This is a genomic window from Streptomyces cyaneofuscatus (genome assembly GCF_042718795.1).
In the GTDB taxonomy this organism is placed as follows: Bacteria; Actinomycetota; Actinomycetes; order Streptomycetales; family Streptomycetaceae; genus Streptomyces; species Streptomyces cyaneofuscatus_A.
The window spans coordinates 75,310-91,377 of sequence record NZ_JBHXOX010000006.1; the positions used below are offsets into that span (position 1 = coordinate 75,310).

General features: G+C 73.0%; 13 protein-coding genes. 3 read left to right on the forward strand and 10 right to left on the reverse strand.

Features of this window, described 5'->3' with window-relative positions; genetic code table 11:
- The 4 genes from aroA to ACFWRT_RS08020 all read right to left on the reverse strand — a co-directional run bounded on the left by aroA (position 1) and on the right by ACFWRT_RS08020 (position 6,307).
- Positions 1–1,284, reverse strand: coding sequence for a 3-phosphoshikimate 1-carboxyvinyltransferase (gene aroA, locus ACFWRT_RS08005; protein WP_380950991.1), 1,284 nt, complete (start codon positions 1,282–1,284; stop codon positions 1–3).
- On the reverse strand, positions 1,281–3,458 hold the full coding sequence (gene tkt, locus ACFWRT_RS08010; protein ID WP_380950992.1) for a transketolase: 2,178 nt from the start codon (positions 3,456–3,458) through the stop codon (positions 1,281–1,283). The genes aroA and tkt overlap by 4 nt, the downstream gene beginning before the upstream one ends.
- Before the next feature lie 352 nt (positions 3,459–3,810).
- Positions 3,811–5,022 carry an IS701 family transposase gene (locus tag ACFWRT_RS08015; RefSeq protein ID WP_380950993.1) on the reverse strand — a complete coding sequence of 404 codons (1,212 nt, stop codon included), beginning with the start codon at positions 5,020–5,022 and terminating at the stop codon, positions 3,811–3,813.
- Positions 5,023–5,137: 115 nt separating this feature from the next.
- On the reverse strand, positions 5,138–6,307 hold the full coding sequence (locus ACFWRT_RS08020; protein ID WP_380950994.1) for an IS701 family transposase: 1,170 nt from the start codon (positions 6,305–6,307) through the stop codon (positions 5,138–5,140).
- 163 nt (positions 6,308–6,470) lie between these two features.
- On the opposite strand from ACFWRT_RS08020, the gene ACFWRT_RS08025 reads away from it, so the two are divergent.
- Both ACFWRT_RS08025 and ACFWRT_RS08030 read left to right on the forward strand, forming a co-directional pair.
- Positions 6,471–7,142, forward strand: coding sequence for a TetR family transcriptional regulator (locus ACFWRT_RS08025; RefSeq protein WP_380950995.1), 672 nt, complete (start codon positions 6,471–6,473; stop codon positions 7,140–7,142).
- A 168-nt stretch (positions 7,143–7,310) separates the two neighbouring features.
- On the forward strand, positions 7,311–8,084 hold the full coding sequence (locus ACFWRT_RS08030) for an SDR family NAD(P)-dependent oxidoreductase (protein ID WP_380950996.1): 774 nt from the start codon (positions 7,311–7,313) through the stop codon (positions 8,082–8,084).
- Positions 8,085–8,187: 103 nt separating this feature from the next.
- On the opposite strand, the gene ACFWRT_RS08035 is transcribed toward ACFWRT_RS08030, so the two are convergent.
- Entirely contained in the window at positions 8,188–9,177 is a 990-nt protein-coding gene (locus ACFWRT_RS08035) for a ScbA/BarX family gamma-butyrolactone biosynthesis protein (RefSeq protein ID WP_380949926.1), read from the reverse strand.
- 154 nt (positions 9,178–9,331) lie between these two features.
- Here ACFWRT_RS08035 and ACFWRT_RS08040 point away from each other — a divergent pair, with 154 nt between their 5' ends.
- Entirely contained in the window at positions 9,332–9,952 is a 621-nt protein-coding gene (locus tag ACFWRT_RS08040) for a ScbR family autoregulator-binding transcription factor (protein WP_380949927.1), read from the forward strand.
- A gap of 44 nt (positions 9,953–9,996) precedes the next feature.
- Here the strand turns inward: ACFWRT_RS08040 and ACFWRT_RS08045 are convergent, their stop codons facing one another.
- The 5 genes from ACFWRT_RS08045 to ACFWRT_RS08065 all read right to left on the reverse strand — a co-directional run bounded on the left by ACFWRT_RS08045 (position 9,997) and on the right by ACFWRT_RS08065 (position 15,782).
- Positions 9,997–10,959 carry a 4'-phosphopantetheinyl transferase family protein gene (locus ACFWRT_RS08045; protein WP_380949928.1) on the reverse strand — a complete coding sequence of 321 codons (963 nt, stop codon included), beginning with the start codon at positions 10,957–10,959 and terminating at the stop codon, positions 9,997–9,999.
- A gap of 13 nt (positions 10,960–10,972) precedes the next feature.
- Entirely contained in the window at positions 10,973–11,731 is a 759-nt protein-coding gene (locus tag ACFWRT_RS08050) for an acyl carrier protein (protein WP_380949929.1), read from the reverse strand.
- Positions 11,732–11,838: 107 nt separating this feature from the next.
- Positions 11,839–13,731: an anthranilate synthase family protein gene (locus tag ACFWRT_RS08055; protein WP_380949930.1), complete on the reverse strand. Its 1,893-nt coding sequence runs from the start codon at positions 13,729–13,731 to the stop codon at positions 11,839–11,841.
- Between the two features lie 38 nt (positions 13,732–13,769).
- A complete protein-coding gene (locus ACFWRT_RS08060; protein WP_380949931.1) occupies positions 13,770–14,462 on the reverse strand; it encodes an isochorismatase family protein in 693 nt (230 codons plus the stop codon).
- 147 nt (positions 14,463–14,609) lie between these two features.
- Positions 14,610–15,782 (reverse strand): 3-deoxy-7-phosphoheptulonate synthase, encoded by a 1,173-nt coding sequence (locus tag ACFWRT_RS08065; protein ID WP_380949932.1) that lies wholly within the window; start codon positions 15,780–15,782, stop codon positions 14,610–14,612.
- Positions 15,783–16,068 lie beyond the last annotated feature (286 nt).

Here is a 16,068-nt window from a genome sequence, read left to right on the forward strand (position 1 = left end):
TCAGCGGTGATCCGGTACGTCGTAGGACGGGAAGAGCCGGGCCATCTCCCGGTGGAACCCGGGGAAGGTCTTCTTCACGCAGGACGGGTCGTCGAGGGCCAGCGGAACCTGTGCGGCCATCCCCAGGACCGAGAACGCCATGGCGATGCGGTGGTCGCGGTGGCAGGCGATGCGGGCCGGGCGCAGCGGGCCGGGGTGGACGGTGACCGAGTCCTCCGTCTCGTCCACCCGGACGCCGCAGGCGCGCAGGTTCTGCGTCACCGCCGCTATGCGGTCCGACTCCTTGTACCGGGCGTGCCGCACCCCGCCGATGGTCAGGGGGGCGTCGGCGAGCGGGGCGATGGCGGCGAGGGTCATGAAGGTGTCGGAGATGTCCCCCATGTCGAGGGTGAGGCCGCCGCGCAGCCGTCCGGTGCCCGTCACGGTGACGTCCCGGTCCGACACCTCCACCTGGGCGCCCAGTTGCCGCAGGGTGTCCACGAACCGCAGGTCGCCCTGGAGGCTGCGCCCGCACAGGCCGGGGACGGTCACGCGGTGCCCGGTCGCCGCGGCGGCGGCGAAGACGTAACTGGCGGTGGAGGCGTCGGGTTCGATGACGAGGGCGGCGGGCCGGTATCCGCCCGGCCGCACCTCGACCACCCCGGTGCCGGACTCCTGGACGTCGGCGCCGAAGCGCCGCATCAGGGACAGCGTCATGTCCAGGTAGGGGCGGCTGACGGAACCGCTCAGGTCGGCCCGGACCGGACGCCGCATCAGGGGGGCGCTCATCAGCAGGCCGCTGAGGAACTGGCTGCTCATGGAGGAGTCCACCCGCAGCTCGCCGCCCTCCAGCCCGGTGGCCCGTACGGTCAGCGGGAAGCGACCCGGGGCCGGGGTCTCCAGCTCGGCGCCGAGCGCGGTCATGGCCTTCATCAGCGGGGTCAACGGGCGGGCCCGGAGCTGTTCGGAACCGTCGAAGGTGAAGGTGCCCTCGCCGGTCGCGCTGAACGGGGGCAGGAAGCGGGCCGCCGTACCGGCGTCCGCGCACCACACCTCGCCCGCGCCGACGGGTCCCCGGCCGTGGCCGGTGACGTCCCAGAACTGGTCGCCGGGGCTGTTCTCGACCCGTACGCCGAGGTTCCCCAGGGCCTCCCGGAAGGCGAGGGTGTCGCGGCTGACCAGCGGGGCCCACAGGGTGCTGGTGCCCTTCGCGGCGGCGGCCAGCAGCAAGGCTCTGGTGGTGATGCTCTTGGAGCCGGGGATGCGCGCGGTCAGCGGGCGCAGCCGGGATGCCTGGGTCGTCATCGGCGGGCCGCCTTCTCCATGGCGGTCTCCACCTCGGCGGCGATCGCCTCGGGGGTGAAGCCGAACTCGCGGAAGAGCAGCGCACCGTCGGCCGAGGCCCCGAACCGCTCCAGGGACATCACGCGCCCCGCCTCGCCCGCGATGCGGTCCCAGCCGAGGCCGACGCCGGCCTCGACCGTCACCCGTACGCGGACGTCGGGCGGCAGCACCAGGTCCCGGTAGGAGCGGTCCTGCTCCATGAACCACTCCAGGCAGGGCATCGACACCACCCGGGCCGCGATGCCGCGCCGCTCCAGCAGCTCCTGGGCGGCGACCGCCAGGGACACCTCCGAACCGGTGGCCACGAGCAGCGCCCGCGGAACCCCGCCCTCGGCCTCGCGGAAGACGTAACCACCGCGCGGAACCTGGTCGTTGGGCCGGTAGACGGGCAGGTTCTGCCGGGACAGCACGATCCCGTGCGGGGCGGGGTCGGCGCTGTGCCGGCGCACGATCTCCGCCCAGGCCGCCGCCGTCTCGTTGGCGTCGGCGGGGCGTACGACGTTCAGTCCGGGGATGGCCCGCAGGGAGGCCAGATGTTCGACCGGCTGGTGGGTGGGCCCGTCCTCGCCGAGTCCGATCGAGTCGTGGGTCCACACGTAGGTGACCGGGAGCCGCATCAGCGCGGCGAGCCGTACGGCGGGGCGCATGTAGTCGGAGAAGACCAGGAAGGTGCCGCCGTAGACGCGGGTCGCGCCGTGCAGCGCCACCCCGTTCATCACGGAGCCCATGGCGTGTTCCCGGATGCCGAAGTGCACGGTGCGCCCGTACGGGTCGGCCTGCGGGAGGGCGTTGCCCAGCGGCAGGAAGGAGGAGGTGCTGTCGATGGTGGTGTTGTTGGACCCGGCCAGGTCGGCGGAGCCGCCCCACAGCTCGGGCAGCAGCGGCCCCAGCGCGGCGAGTACGGTGCCCGAGGCCTTGCGGGTGGCCACCGAGGTGCCGGGCTCGAAGACGGGGAGCTTGTTCTCCCACCCGGTCGGCGGCTCCCCCTGGGTGATCCGGTCGTACTCGGCGGCCCGGCGGGGGTCGGCGTCGCGCCACCGGGCCAGTCTCCCGGCCCAGGCGGTGTGGGCGGCGCGGCCACGGACCAGGGCGGTCCGGGTGTGCGCGAGCACCTCCTCCGGTACGTGGAAGGAGCGGGCCGGGTCGAGGCCGAGGACCTCCTTGGTGGCCGCGACCTCGTCCGCGCCGAGGGCGGCTCCGTGCGCGGCGGCGGTGCCCTTGGCCTGGGGCGCGGGCCAGGCGATGACCGAGCGCGCGGCGATCAGGGTGGGCCGGTCGCGTACCTCCTTGGCGGCGAGGAACGCCTCGCGCAGGGCGCGGGGGTCGAGGTCGCCGTCGGGCTTCGGCTCGACCCGCTGCACGTGCCAGCCGTAGGAGGCGTACCGCTGCAGGACGTCCTCGGAGAACGCGGTGCTGGTGTCCCCCTCGATCGAGATGTGGTTGTCGTCGTAGAGCACGACGAGATTGCCCAGCTTCTGGTGCCCGGCCAGTGACGAGGCCTCGGCGCACACGCCCTCCTGGAGGTCGCCGTCGCCCGCGATGACCCAGACCGTGTGGTCGAAGGGGGAGGTGCCGGTGGCGGCCTCGGGGTCGTAGAGCCCCCGCTCGTAGCGGGCGGCCATGGCCATGCCCACCGCGTTGGCGACGCCCTGGCCCAGCGGCCCGGTGGTGGTCTCCACCCCGGGCGTGTGCCCGCGCTCGGGGTGGCCGGGGGTGAGGCTGCCGTGCCGGCGGAAGGCCTTGAGGTCGTCGAGGGTCAGCGGGTAGCCCGCCAGCATCAACTGCACGTAGAGCAGCAGGCTGGCGTGCCCGGCCGAGAGGACGAAGCGGTCCCGCCCCTCCCAGCCGGGGTCGGCGGGGTCGTGGCGCATGACCTTCTGGAAGAGGACGTACGCGGCCGGGGCGAGGCTCATCGCGGTTCCGGGGTGTCCGTGCCCGGCGTGCTGCACGGCGTCCATGGCGAGGGCGCGGGCGGTGTCGACGGCCAACTCGTCGAGCGCGTTCCATTCCTGTGCGCTGCGGTCCTGTGCGCTCCGGTCCTGTGGGCTCCGGTCCTGTGCGCTGCGGTCCTGTGCGCTGCGGTCCTCGGTGCGCTGTGCCGGCTGATCCGGTGCGGTCTGCGGTGGTGACTGCATGGGGTCGTCCCTACGGAGTTCGGCGGTCCGGGAGAACCGCGGGCTGGTCGGGAGGCTCTGCCCGGGGCAGAGCTCGGTCGAGACATGCGGGCGTGCGTGTGCGGACTTGCAGGGGTGCGTGAACAGGCGTGCGGGGGTGCGTGCGTGAGCAGATGAGCAGGCGTGTGGGGGGGGGCTGGTCCGGGGTGGGCCCCGGTCCTGTGCCGGTCCTCGCTGTGGGGGGGGGCGGCGGCGTGCTGCGCGCCGGACGGGAGACCGGCGGCGGGGCGGCCCTCGGCGGGGCCGGGCCGTTCCTCGGCCGCCGCTCCAACTTATGGGGAGGCGGCGGGGCGTCCAAGCCGGATGTCGATAACTAGCGCGCCATGTGCGGAAGATGCCGGGCGGGGTCGCCCAGCATGGTCACGGCGTGGGCCGCCGAGGCGAGCGTGACGTGCCGGTGCCAGCCGGTGAAGGAGCGCCCGGTGAAGTCCCGGATGCCCACCCGGTCGGCCACCACCGCGGCGTCCCGGGCCGCCCGGGCCGTGAGCTGTCGCAGCCTGGCCAGATACTCCATGGGGACCGTGGTCAGGTTGGACAGCCACAGTTCGGCCGGCCAGCGACTGCCGTAGTCACCCATGCCCAGGAGTACGAGCTGCCGGTGCTCGGAACCCCGCGCGGATGCGGGGAGTTCGACGCGGACGGCGGCGGCGAGGGGCAGGCTCTTCACCATCCCGGGCAGCGGGCGCCTGCCCGGGACCGGACGCCGCATGTTGCCGGCCATCGCCATGATCCGGTGCGCGGGGAGCGTGCTCTGCTCCCGCCCGCCCATGACCCGGTCGACCACGGTGAGCAGGGTGTCCTCGCCCACCCTCGCCATGAGCGGCGCGTGGCTGGTGGCGAGCGTCTCCAGGAGCGGCTCGGGCGCCTCGTCCAGATCGAAGACGACGGGCCGCACCGGCAGCCCCCAGCCGAGCTGGGTCTCCCGGGACGCCTCGACCGCGCAGCCGTACAGGCTCTCCTCCCCCGCCCCCTCCGGGACCGCCGCCTGACTGCGCCGGGCGTCGTCGGTGTGCCATGAGGAGGGCAGGTACAGGCGCCAGTTGACCGGTACGCTCGCGGATTCCGACGCGGCCCAGACGCCGACGGCCCGCTGCGCGTTCAGGGTCTGGCCGAGCGCCGCCGAGAAGTGCTGGCCCACCCCCACGGAGTTCTGGCCGGCCTTGGGGATGGTCATGGGTCTCACCACCCAGGCCCGGGTCGGCAGGGCATCGTCCACGGCTTCGGCCAGGGCCCGGCGTATGGGCACCCAGTCCCAGGTGGAGTCGCTGATGAAGTGGTGCAGGTTCTGCTCGGAGGCCTGGGTGCCGAGCAACTTGGCGATGTTGCGGATCGACTTGCGCCCCTGGACGGTCAGCAGGCCGTCCAGGTACTGGAGGCCCTTGCGGCGCTGGTCGCTGCGGGGCAGCGAGGCCAGGACCCTGGAGGACAGTTGGGCGAGGACCAGGTCACGGGAGCCGGTAGGAGCCGGCGCCTGAGCCGGGAGCGCGTGACCGGTACGGACGGCGGACGGGTAGTGGTCGATCATGGGATTCCTCACTGTTGCCCGGGGGTGAGCCACCCGGGGGGATCGGCGTCGGGGCGGATCGGTGTCCGGCTGAGTGGCACCTCGGCCGCGCGAGGTGCCACTCGACGGGCCGCCGCTACGGGGCGCTCGTGCCCAGCAGCCGGCGGTAGAGGTAGGCGGCGGAGGCCAGCGTCATGTGGTGGTGCCAGCCCGGGAAGGAGCGGCCCTCGAAGTCCAGGAGACCCAGCTCGGTCTGCACGTCCCGGACCACGACATCGGTCAGGACGCTGCGGTGGGCCAGCCCGCGCACGGTGGTGGGCGGGGCGTCGCGCAGCGAGGTGATCCAGAACCGGGAGGGCCGTTTCGGCGCGGCGGCGACCTCCGCCACGAGCCGGTGGGGCTGGTGCGCGGCCGGTGCCGGGGGGCCGGGCGGCAGGAGGCGTACCGGGGCCGAGAACAACTGCGCCCGCCCGGGCAGCGCGGAGGTCGTCCGCCGGCAGTGCGCCGCGACGAGGGCCGCCGCGTCGCCGCGGGGCGCGGTGGCCGGGGAGGGGACGTCCCCGCGCGGGGACACCGGGGTGAGCGGCTGCCCGGGCGGCACCTCCAGGACGAAGTCACGCCGCTGGCGGGCGAGTTGCGAGACCACCTGGCGGACGCCCGGGGAGAAGTCACGGCCGAGCACCACGGGCGCGGACTCGGCCACCCCCGCGGCGGCGAACTGCTCCACCATCTCCAGCACGAGGGCCCAGGCGGGGCGGGGCGTCACCGTCTCCGGGATCCGCACGCGGCGGCGGCGCTCGGGGTCCTCGCACCATGCCTCGTCGAGGAGGAGACGCCAGCCGACCGGGATGCTGTGCCGGGCTCCGGTGAGGAACAGTCCGATGCCGACCTGGCAGTTCACCCGCCGACCGGTGCCCGGGGCGATGCCCTCGCGCACCCCCACCGAGTGGCTTCCCCGCTTGCGCAGCATCACCGGCTTGGCCGTCCAGACGGCGTCGGGCAGCAGTTCGGCGGCGATCCTGGCCAGCTCCACCCGCGCGGGTGTCCACTGCCAGGGGCTGGCGCTGATGAACTGCTGGAGAGCCTGCGGCGCACTGTCGGGCAGGTCCAGCGTCCGGGCCATCCGCCGTACGGTCTTGCGCCCGGGCGTGGCGAGCAGCCCCCGGAGGTAGGCGTCCGCCCAGCGGCGCTGATCGCTGCGGGGCAGGTATCCGAAGACCCGCTCCCCGTAGGCGGTCAGGCCCTCCGGCCCCTCGCGCCGCGCGCTCTCCGGTGCGCCGAGGATCACTGCGGCCCCTGCAGACATGGCTGGCTCCTTGAAGGCTCCCGGCCGGCGGTGACCGCCGGCGACAACAAAAACATAACCATCATTCTTGTTCTTTTGAAGAGTGAGGATGCCTTCCGGGTGCAAGTTCGTCAACTCGGCGTTGTGAACGGCGGATGACCCGGGGAGCGTAGAGAGTTGATCAGTGGACGAGAAGCAGGAGGTCACGGTGACATCGGACGGATCGGGAAGGAGGCCGGCGAAACAGCAGGAGAGATCCCTGCTGACGCGCGGCACCCTGCTGGACACCACCGCACGCGAGATCGACCGGCACGGCCACGGCAGCATCGCCATGCACCGCATCGCCCGTGAGGCCGGCCTCACGACCGGTGCGCTGACCTTCCACTTCCCCACGAAGGGGCAGCTCCTCACCGAGCTCAAGGAGCTCGGGCTCGCCCGGATCGAGGAGCGGGTGAGCGAGGCGGTCGCGCTCCCGGCGGCCCCCCTGCGCCGGGCCCACCTCCTGCTGCTCGCCCTGCTCGAACTGCTGCACCGCGACGTCGTGGTGCGCGCGGCCGTACGGCTCTCCGGGGAGCTCCCGGAGGGCGGGGACTGGTCGGATTCCTGGCTCCCGCCGGTGCGGCAGATGCTCCGGAGCGCGGGCGAGGAAGGAAGGCTGCGGGCGGGCGTCACCCCGGAAGCGGTGACGGAGATGGCCCTGCGCCTGGCCACCGGGACGGAGGTGCGCGCCCGGGGCAGCGATCCGGAGCCCGACGGCGCCGAGGCCGGCGGAGAGCACGTCGCCCACTTCTGCGACCTGTTCCTGTACGGGATCTCGGCCGTCCGCCCGCCAGAGACGGACCGCACCCCCCGATAGGGGCGACCCCGCCCGGACCCCCCGGCCCCGCCCGGATTCCTCCCGCCCCCGCCCCTGACACCCGCTAGCAAAAATACATAAGGACCATTATTCTTTTCTCGTCAGGGGGCCACCCGCGAGGGCGGCCCCGGGGGGTCAGATGCAGTCCATGGGGAGTGGGAGCTCGACATGACGAGGGACACAGGCTTACTGCGCGACAAGGTCATCATGATCACGGGGGCGTCCAGCGGGATCGGGGCGGCGGCCGGGCACGTGTTCGCCACCGAGGGCGCGACCGTGGTGCTCATGGCGCGGCGCGAGGAGCGGCTGCGCGAACTGGCCGACCGGATCGTCGCGGGCGGGGGCCGTGCGATGGCGGCCGTGGGGGACGTGACCCAGGAGGGCGAGGTCGAGCGGGTCGTCACCGAGGCGGTGTCACGCTTCGGCCGGCTGGACGGGGCGTTCAACAACGCCGGTTACGCGACGGCCGGCAGCCTGCTGCACGAGACGGACGGCGCGGCCTTCGAGCAGATCATGGCCGTGAACGTCCGGGGCGTGTGGAACTGCATGCGTCACCAGATCCCCGCGATGCTCCGCTCCGACCGCCCCGCGGCGATCGTGAACACCTCCAGCGTCGCCGGGGTGCTGGCCACGGGCGCCTCCTCGGCCTATGTGGCGGCCAAGCACGCGGTCCTCGGGCTGACGCGGGCGGCCGCGGCCGAGTACGGAGGGCGCGGGGTCCGCGTGAACGCCCTGGTGGTGGGCAGCACGCGCACCGAGATGATGGACCAGGTACTGAAGGAGACCCCGTCGCTGGAGGAGCAGTTCGTCGGGCGCTCCATGCAGCGCCGGATGGCCGAGCCGGAGGAGATCGCCCGCAACGCCGCCTGGCTCTGCAGCGATCAGGCCTCCTTCGTCACGGGGGTCGCGATGCCGGTGGACGGCGGCTGGACGGCCGGCTGACGCCGGGTCGGCCGCCCCGACGGCGACGGCGGCCCGCCCCCTTCGCGGGGGCGGGCCGCCGTCGCCGTGTCAGCGCGTACCGGAGAGGCGGGACCCGGGGGGGCTACCGCGGGAACGGGATGACCTCGCCACCGGCCCGGGCGAGGGCGCCGGCCCCGGGGCCGGCCTTCCGGGTGAGCCGCACCGTGGCGGTGAAGCACTCGACACCGTTCTGCCACAGCGAGACGACCGTACGGCGGTGGCCTTGCGCGTCCGGCTCCAGCGGCCGCGCCTCGATCCGGCACGGCGCGTCCAGCTCGACGTAGCGGGCGAAGGAGGTCTCCATGCCCAGCACGGACTGCGGGTGGTCGGCGGGAAGCATCAGGGCGGCCTGGCGCGCGGCCTCCAGGAGGAGCAGGCCCGGGGCGTGGTCGAGGGGGTGGTCGAAGAAGAGGGGGTGCGCGGTGTCCACCCGCAGCCGCCACCGGCCGAGGCCCACCGCGGGACTGAGGACGACGTCGCGGAGCCGGGTGCGCGCCAGGGCGGACGCCGCGATCGGCGCGATGGGGGCGGCGGGCAGCACGGCGACGGCCTCGGGGGTGGAGCGCCCGGCCCGCAGGCGCTGGTAGACGGCCGGGGACTGCACGGTCAGGCGCGTGCCGCACTCGGCGAGCAGCACCCCTTCCTGGACCACCGATATGAGCAGGGTCAGCGCCGCCGCCCGGCCGCCTCTTCGGGTCGACTCCCGGCAGGTGACATGGAGCTCGACCGCTCTGCTGTGGTCTCTCGGGGCCAGGGCGGCGGGAGTCAGCTCGTAACCGAAGGTGTCCCAGAGCAGGTGGTGGCCGAGGGGGACGTCGTAGGCGCTGTGGCACAGCAGGGGGAAGGCCTGCCGCACCGTCTCGGTGAGGAGCAGCGGGTCGAGCGCGGTCCGCCCGGTCGCGTAGAACTCGTGCACCTCGGGCCAGTGGGCCGAGACGACGAACCCGTCGCCCCCGTCGGGCCGCAGACCGGTCAGGAGCACCGAGCCGGGACGGGCCTTGTGGACGAGCTCCCCCGCGACGAACGCGACGGGCGGGGCAAGGGTGGCGGTGGCGGTGGCGGTGCTGAGCATGCGGATACTCCCCCGGTAGAGGCATGAGAGGTACGGACACAGAGCGCACGGGACACTGAGTGGGCGCACCCGCCTGGACGGCTGGGGCCCTGAGAGATAAAATAAGGATGATTCTTTTTTTTGTCCACACTTTGCTGATGAAAGGAGCCGGAACATGGAACGTCAGATGCAGGACCGTGCGGTGCGCACGAGGGAGATGCTGCTGCGCGCGGCGGCGGAGGAGTTCGACGCGTCCGGGTACGCGGGGACGGGTCTCAACAAGATCGCCAAGCGGGCCGGGCTGACGGTGGGCGCCCTCTACTTCCACTTCGAGTCGAAGGAGGGCATCGCCCGGGCGGTCATGATGGCGCAGCCCGAGAGCATCGAGCCGCACCTCGACACCCAGGGGCTGCAGCGCATCGTGGACATCACCCGGGTGTGGTCGCACCAGCTCCTGCAGGACCCGCTGCTGCGCGCCGGTGTCCGGCTCTCGGTGGAGCAGGGGAGCTTCGGCGTCCACGACATCACGCCCTACCTCCAGTGGCGGGACGTCATGGAGCAGTGCCTGTGCGACGCCCGGGACAGCGGGGAGCTGCTGCCGGGGATCGACCCGGGGCGGGTGGCGGAGTTCGTCGTCAGCGCGTGTACCGGCGTCCAGTTGTACGCGCAGCTCGTCAACGGCCGGGAGGACCTGCCGGAGCGCACGGTGGAGATGTGGCGGCTGCTGCTCCCGGGGATCGCCACGCCGGGGACCCTGCCCCGTATCGATCTCAGCCCGCACCTCGACAGGTCCTGAGCCGGCCGGCCGGCGTACGGCCCGCCGGCTCAGGACCTGTCGCGTCAGCGCGCGGCGACCGGCTCCGGGAGGTCCAGCAGCTCCGGTGCCTCCCGGCTCCAGGGAAAGCCACGGTGCAGTTGGAGGGCGGACGGTACGCCGGTGTCCGCGAGGAGGGCCACGGCCGCCAGCACTCCGCGCTCGGGTTCGAGCTCCAGGAACCGCCAGGGCAGCTCTCCTTCGGACTCCGGCGGCCGGAACGCCAGGACCCCTCGCTCCTCGTGCAGGGTGAAGGAGAAGCTGTCGAAGGGGAGCCCGAGGCCCAGCCCTCGGGCCTTCGCGTACGCCTCCTTGAGCGTCCACAGCCGCAGGGTCCGGCAGTCCCTGGGGCGGCCTGGCGTGGCGCGCGCCACCCAGTCGCGCTCGTCCCGCGCGAAGGTCTCGATGATCCCTTCGAGGCCCTGCTCACCCCGGTCGACCCGCTCCACGTCCACCCCGATCCGGTGACTGCGCACCACGCCGAGCAGGTTGTGGCCCTCGGCGTGGGACAGGTTGAAGTCCAGCTCCTGTCCGCCGCGCGGCAGTCCGACGGGGGGCCGCTGGAGGAACGGCCGCCCCCGCTCGGAGCGCCAGATCACGGCCTCCGCCTCGGGCAGACCGCTCTCCAGCGCGAGGACGCGCCGTACGAGGGCGTGGGCGACCAGATACTGCCGCCGGTCCTGTTCGAACAGGAAGCGGCTCGCGGTCTCCTGCTCCTCGTCGTCGAGCCAGTGCCGGGCCAGGGTGGTGGCCAGTACGTGGTCGAGCTCGTCGTTGGAGCAGTACCAGAGCTTGATGGGTTCATGGGCACCGCCGGGCAGCGGCAGGAACAACGGGGCCGAGGAGCCGGACGCCGGGGGATCGGGCGCCGAGGAGCCGGCTTCCGTTCCCGGGCCGGGTGCCTTGCGCCGTTCCGCGAGGAGCCACACGGCCTGCTCGCGCTCCAGAAGCCCGGCCTTGAATCGGGTGAGTATCTCGCGTTCGTCCATGGTCGTCGTCCGTTCACGCCCGGTGAGGCAGCCGCGTGAGCGCCTCGTCCACGGAAAGCCGGTCCGCGCGCACCGAGTCGAGGAGCGCGCCCAGTTCTTCGTCGGCCGCCGCGTCGTCGGTGGCGGGCGGTGCGTCCGCCCGGGCGGCGTGGGCGGCGTGGGCTATGTGGGCGGCGTGGGCTATGTGGGCGGCCATCGCGGCGAGGCCGGGGCGGTCGAGCAGGGTGACGGCGGGCTCGTTCAGGCCGTACGCGTCGTTGATGGCGGCGACGAACTTCGCCCCGCGGATGGAGTCGACGCCCAGCAGGTTGAAGGGGGCCGCAGGGTCCAGGGCCGCCGGCTCGCAGCCAAGGATCCCGGCCAGGCGCTCCCGCAGGAACCCGAGGATCTCCTGCGTGGCGGGCGCGGCGGGCTCGGCAGGCGCGGCGGTCGCGGCCGGCTCGGCAGGCGCGGCCGACGCGGTGGGCCAGGCGGACCGGGCCCCCCGCTCCCCCGCCCCGGTTTGGCGGGCCACGTGTCCGGCGAAGGCCGACAGCGTCGGGTGGGCGAACAGGGAGGTGGGGTCGAGGCCGGTTCCGTAACGGGCGTTGACCGCGGAGACGAACTGCGTGGCCGCCACCGATCCGACGCCCGCCGAACGGAACGTCAGTCCGGGATCGAGCTGCTCGGGCCGCACCTTCAGCACGTCGGCGAGCAGGGGCACGAGCTCGGCCGCCACCGCGGCCGGTGCCACGCCGGACACCGCGGCGAGGTTCTGGTGTTCAGGGGACATACGAGGACTCCAAAGTATCCGTGCGGGGTACGGCGGCCTGCCGCGCAGGCTCGTGAACGGCGGCGGCTCCCGGGCCCGGCCGTGCCGCCGGACCCGGGAGCGGCCGGTCAGCCGACGCGTGCGGCGGTCAGGCTTCCCAGAAGGGCGGCGAAGACCCCGGGGCCGTTCTGGGTCAGCACGGATTCGGCGTGGAACTGCATGGAGGCGAAGCCTTCGGCATGCAGACCGTGCACCTCACCCGTCTCCGGATCGCGGCTGATCCGTACGGGCCCGTACTCGGGGTGATCGAACCCGTCCACCTCGGCGTGGGCGGCGAAGGTGTTGTAGAAACCCACCCGCGCGCGGCCGCCGAACCAGTCGATCTCGTGCTGCACGCCCTGGTTGGGGACCGGCCTGCGGTGCAGCGGCAGGCCCAGGACGGTGCTGAGCACCTGGTGGCTCAGGCAGACGGCCAGGAAGGGCCGGCGCGCCGCGAGCAGCCCGGTGACGGCGCCCCGCAGATGGGCGATCTTGGGGTGCTCCGTCTCGCGCGGATCCCCCGGCCCGGGGCCCATGATCACCAGGTCGTGGGCGGTCACGTCGTACGGCTCGTCGAAGCGCCGCACCGTCACCTCACAGCCGAGCGAGCGCACCTGATGGGCCATCATCTGGGTGAAGGTGTCCTCCGCGTCCACCACCAGGACCCGCTGCCCCGCCAAGGGCTGCTCCTGCCCGCGGTGGCCGTCCGGTTCACGCAGCCAGAAGTCGGCGATGCCCTCGTTCCGCCGGTCGAGGGCCGTGCGGACGGCGGGGTGGGCGCCGAAGCGGACGGGCTCGGGTTCACCGAGCGCCGCGAGCAGTCCCTCGGCCTTCACCCGGGTCTCGCGCACCTCCGACCCGGGGTCCGAGTGGCGCACCAGGGTCGCGCCCGTCCCGATGCTCATCCGCCCGGTGGCGTCGATGTCGGCGGTACGGATGAGGATCGAGGAATCGAGGGTGCGGCCCCCGGCGGCGTCGCGGCCGATGAGGGCGGCGACTCCGCTGTAGTAGCCGCGTCCGACGGGCTCGTAGCGGCGGATCACCTTGGCCGCGCTCTCCAGCGGGGAGCCGGTCACGGTCGGGGCGAACAGGGTCTCGCGGAGGATGTCCCGGACGTCCCGGTCGGTCGTGCCCTCGATGAAGTACTCGGTGTGGGCCAGGCGCGTCATCTCCTTGAGGTAGGGCCCCACCAGCCGGGCGCCCGACGGGCAGACCCGCCCCATCATCTTCAGCTCCTCGTCGACGACCATGTAGAGCTCGTCGGTCTCCTTGCGGTCGTCGAGGAACTCCAGGACGCCGTCCAGGGAGGGACCGTCGGCGGGGTAGCGGTAGGTGCCGCTGATGGGGTTCATGACCGCCACGCCGCCGTGCACGCTGATGTGCCGCTCAGGGGTGGCGCCGACGAACGTACGCCCGCCCGTGTGCACGAGGAAGGTCCAGTACGCACCGGACTCGCGCTCCACCAGCCGACGGAAGACGGACAGGGCCACCTGCCGGGAGAAGTCGGGCAGTTGGGCGACGAAGGAGCGCTTGATGACGAAGTTGGCTCCCTCCCCGGTGCCGATCTCGTCGTCGATCACCCGGCGCACGATGTCCGCGTACTCCTCGTCGGGCACGTCGAACCGGCCGTCCACGACCTTGACCGGTCCGCCCGGCAGCCGGGACAGCGTCGCACCGAGGGGCGCCGTGGCCTGTTCCCGTACGGCCATGGAGAGCAGCGACTCACCGTCGTCGCGGGCCTGGTAGCCGCGCTCGGTGATCTGCCCGTACGGGATCATGACCAGCAGGTCGTGTCCCGCACCGGGCGCCGGCTCCGCCGCGACCGGCAGGTCCTTGAGGGCGGCGACCTCGGTCACCTCGCCGAGGAGGATCTCCAGGGTGTCGGCGCCGGCCTGCTCCGGCCGGTGCAGCAGGGCGAAGTCCGCCGCGCGGCCGTCGAGGACGCGCGCGAGGAGGTCGGGAGTCTCGTTCACTGATGCCATGGTGTTCCCCGTGGGGTGAGATGGTGCGGACTGCGCTGTCATCGGCCGGCTCCGGACGCGCCGAGGTCACCGGCTGCGCCGGGTCCACCGAGTTCGCCGAGTTCGCCGAGGGCGGTCTTGGTGGTGAGCACCCGGCCGGCGCGCCGGGCGACGTAGTTCAGGGCGAGACGGTGGTCCTCGGCCGAGAAGTCGGCCACGGCGTCCGCCACCAGGAAGGGCTGGATGTCGTGGGTGTACGCGTCCACGGCGGTCATCAGGACGCCGATGTGCGCGTACACGCCGCAGACGATCAGTTGGTCCCGCCCGTGGTGACGCATGCGCTCCAGCAGGTCGGACCGGTGGAAGGCGCTGTACCTCCACTTGGTGAACTCCCAGTCCTCCGGGCGGGGTTCGAGTCCGTGGACGACCCTGCGGTCCTCCGGGGTGGGGTTCATCCCCGGCCCCCAGAAGTCGAGGAGCAGACCGCGCTGCCGCGGGGTCATGCCGCCGGGCTGGGCGGTGTAGGCGACGGGGATGCCCAGCTCGGCGCAGCGCTCCCTGAGCAGGGTGGCGTTGGAGACGAGGGCGCCGCCAGGTTCGCCGCTGCGGGGGAAGGGCCTGAGGAAGAACTCCTGCATGTCGTGCAGCAGCAGCACGGCCCGGTCCGGGTCGGGCACCCAGCTCACGGTGTTGTCGGGGAGGTCCCCTTCCGCCGGCATGGGGTAGGGCTCGACGGGCGGTATATGAGGCATGGGCGGTCGCGTCCTTTCCGTGGTGAGTGGTGAGTGGTGAGTGGTGACGAGGGGGGCCGCCGGCGGTACGGCGTGGGGGGCGGGGGCCGCCGGCGGCCGTGTGGGGGGAGGTGGGGGGAGGTGGGGGGCGTACGGGCGGTGGTGGGGCTATCCGCGCCAGGCGGAGACGACCTCGACCGCCTGCTGCGGGTTGAGCCGCGGGTCGCAGAAGCTCAGGTACTTCTCACCCAGCCGCCCCAGCTCCGCCTCGTCGCGCACGCACTCGACGACGGCCTCCGGAGTGGTCTCCAGGTGCAGCCCGGCGGCCACCCCGCCGTTCCTCGTCACCGCCTCCTGGAAGTTCACGACCTCCTGGACCACGGTCCTCACCAGGCGGGTCTTGGTCCCGTCCGGTCCGCTGACCGTGTTGCCGTGCATGGGGTCCGACAGCCACAGCACCGGGTGGCCCGCTTCGTGGACCGCCTTGACCAGGGCGGGAAGGGTGCGGGCCGCGTGGTCCGCGCCCATCCGCGAGATGAGGGTGAGCCGGCCCGGCTGGCGCTGGGCGTCGAGGCGGTCGCACAGGGCCAGCAGCTCGTCCGGCGTCATCGTGGGCCCCACCTTGACCGCGACCGGGTTGGAGACGGCGGCGAGCAGCGCGATGTGCGGGCCGTCGAGCTGACGGGTGCGCTCCCCCACCCACGGCCAGTGCGTCGAGGTGAGGAGCAGGGAACCGTCCAGCTCCCGCCGCAGCAGGGGCACTTCGTAGTCGAGCAGCAGCGTCTCGTGGCTCGTGAACACCGGCGCGTCGAGGTCCGTCCTGCACTCGGTGCCCCGCCAGCCCAGGAAGTGCATGATGTCGCTGGCGGCGCGGTACCCGGTCAGCAGGTTCCGGGGGTCGGGGCGGCGCAGCTCCGCGTCGGGCTCGGGGCGGTTCACCATATGGCCCCGGTAGACGGGGAGTTCACGCCCGTCGACCATCTCGACGGGCGCCGAGCGGGGCTTGGCGTACTGCCCGGCGATCCGGCCGACCCGCAGCACCGGGAGGCCGGAGGCCAGACGCATCGTTCCGGCGAGGACGTCCAGCAGCGCGCCCTTGCGTCGGACGTCCGCCGGGGTCGCCTCCGCGGGGTCCTCCGCGCAGTCGCCGGCCTGGACGATCTGGACACGGCCCGCCGCGGCTTCCATGAGCAGGGAGCGCAGCCGCTGTGCGGCCTCGGCATCGACCAGGGCGGGCATCCGGCCCAGGTCCGTGCGGACCGCTTCGATGTCCGGATGGCCCTCCCAGTCGGGCTGCTGAAGTGCGGGCATGGAACGGAGGTAAGAGACTATGTCGATCATTGAGTTCCCTCGAATGGGCCGGACCCGGGTGGTCCGGCTGTCGACAGACCTGGTGATGCGCCCTGTCGGACGGAAGTGCGACGGAAGAGCGGGCGCAGAGGCAGAAGCAGAAGCAGATGCAGGTGCAAGCGCAGGTGCAGGTGCAGGTGCAGGTGCAGGTGCAGATGTAAGGAGTCGCGCGTTCTTCGGCGGCTTTCGGCAGGGGAATTCCCGCGCCGGACGAACGCCCATGGAGATCCCGGGTATGGAGCCGTGTGTCCACCGCTCACACGTGGAATTCCGACGC

What these genes read in the sequence shown, in the direction of transcription:
- ACFWRT_RS08035 (WP_380949926.1), bottom strand. Translation starts at nt 9,177, where the DNA reads ATGCTCAGCACCGCCACCGCCACCGCCACCCTTGCCCCGCCCGTCGCG.
- ACFWRT_RS08065 (WP_380949932.1), bottom strand. Translation starts at nt 15,782, where the DNA reads ATGATCGACATAGTCTCTTACCTCCGTTCCATGCCCGCACTTCAGCAG.
- ACFWRT_RS08060 (WP_380949931.1), bottom strand. Translation starts at nt 14,462, where the DNA reads ATGCCTCATATACCGCCCGTCGAGCCCTACCCCATGCCGGCGGAAGGG.
- ACFWRT_RS08050 (WP_380949929.1), bottom strand. Translation starts at nt 11,731, where the DNA reads ATGTCCCCTGAACACCAGAACCTCGCCGCGGTGTCCGGCGTGGCACCG.
- tkt (WP_380950992.1), bottom strand. Translation starts at nt 3,458, where the DNA reads ATGCAGTCACCACCGCAGACCGCACCGGATCAGCCGGCACAGCGCACC.
- ACFWRT_RS08055 (WP_380949930.1), bottom strand. Translation starts at nt 13,731, where the DNA reads ATGGCATCAGTGAACGAGACTCCCGACCTCCTCGCGCGCGTCCTCGAC.
- ACFWRT_RS08045 (WP_380949928.1), bottom strand. Translation starts at nt 10,959, where the DNA reads ATGGACGAACGCGAGATACTCACCCGATTCAAGGCCGGGCTTCTGGAG.
- aroA (WP_380950991.1), bottom strand. Translation starts at nt 1,284, where the DNA reads ATGACGACCCAGGCATCCCGGCTGCGCCCGCTGACCGCGCGCATCCCC.
- ACFWRT_RS08015 (WP_380950993.1), bottom strand. Translation starts at nt 5,022, where the DNA reads ATGATCGACCACTACCCGTCCGCCGTCCGTACCGGTCACGCGCTCCCG.
- ACFWRT_RS08040 (WP_380949927.1), top strand. Translation starts at nt 9,332, where the DNA reads ATGGAACGTCAGATGCAGGACCGTGCGGTGCGCACGAGGGAGATGCTG.
- ACFWRT_RS08020 (WP_380950994.1), bottom strand. Translation starts at nt 6,307, where the DNA reads ATGTCTGCAGGGGCCGCAGTGATCCTCGGCGCACCGGAGAGCGCGCGG.
- ACFWRT_RS08030 (WP_380950996.1), top strand. Translation starts at nt 7,311, where the DNA reads ATGACGAGGGACACAGGCTTACTGCGCGACAAGGTCATCATGATCACG.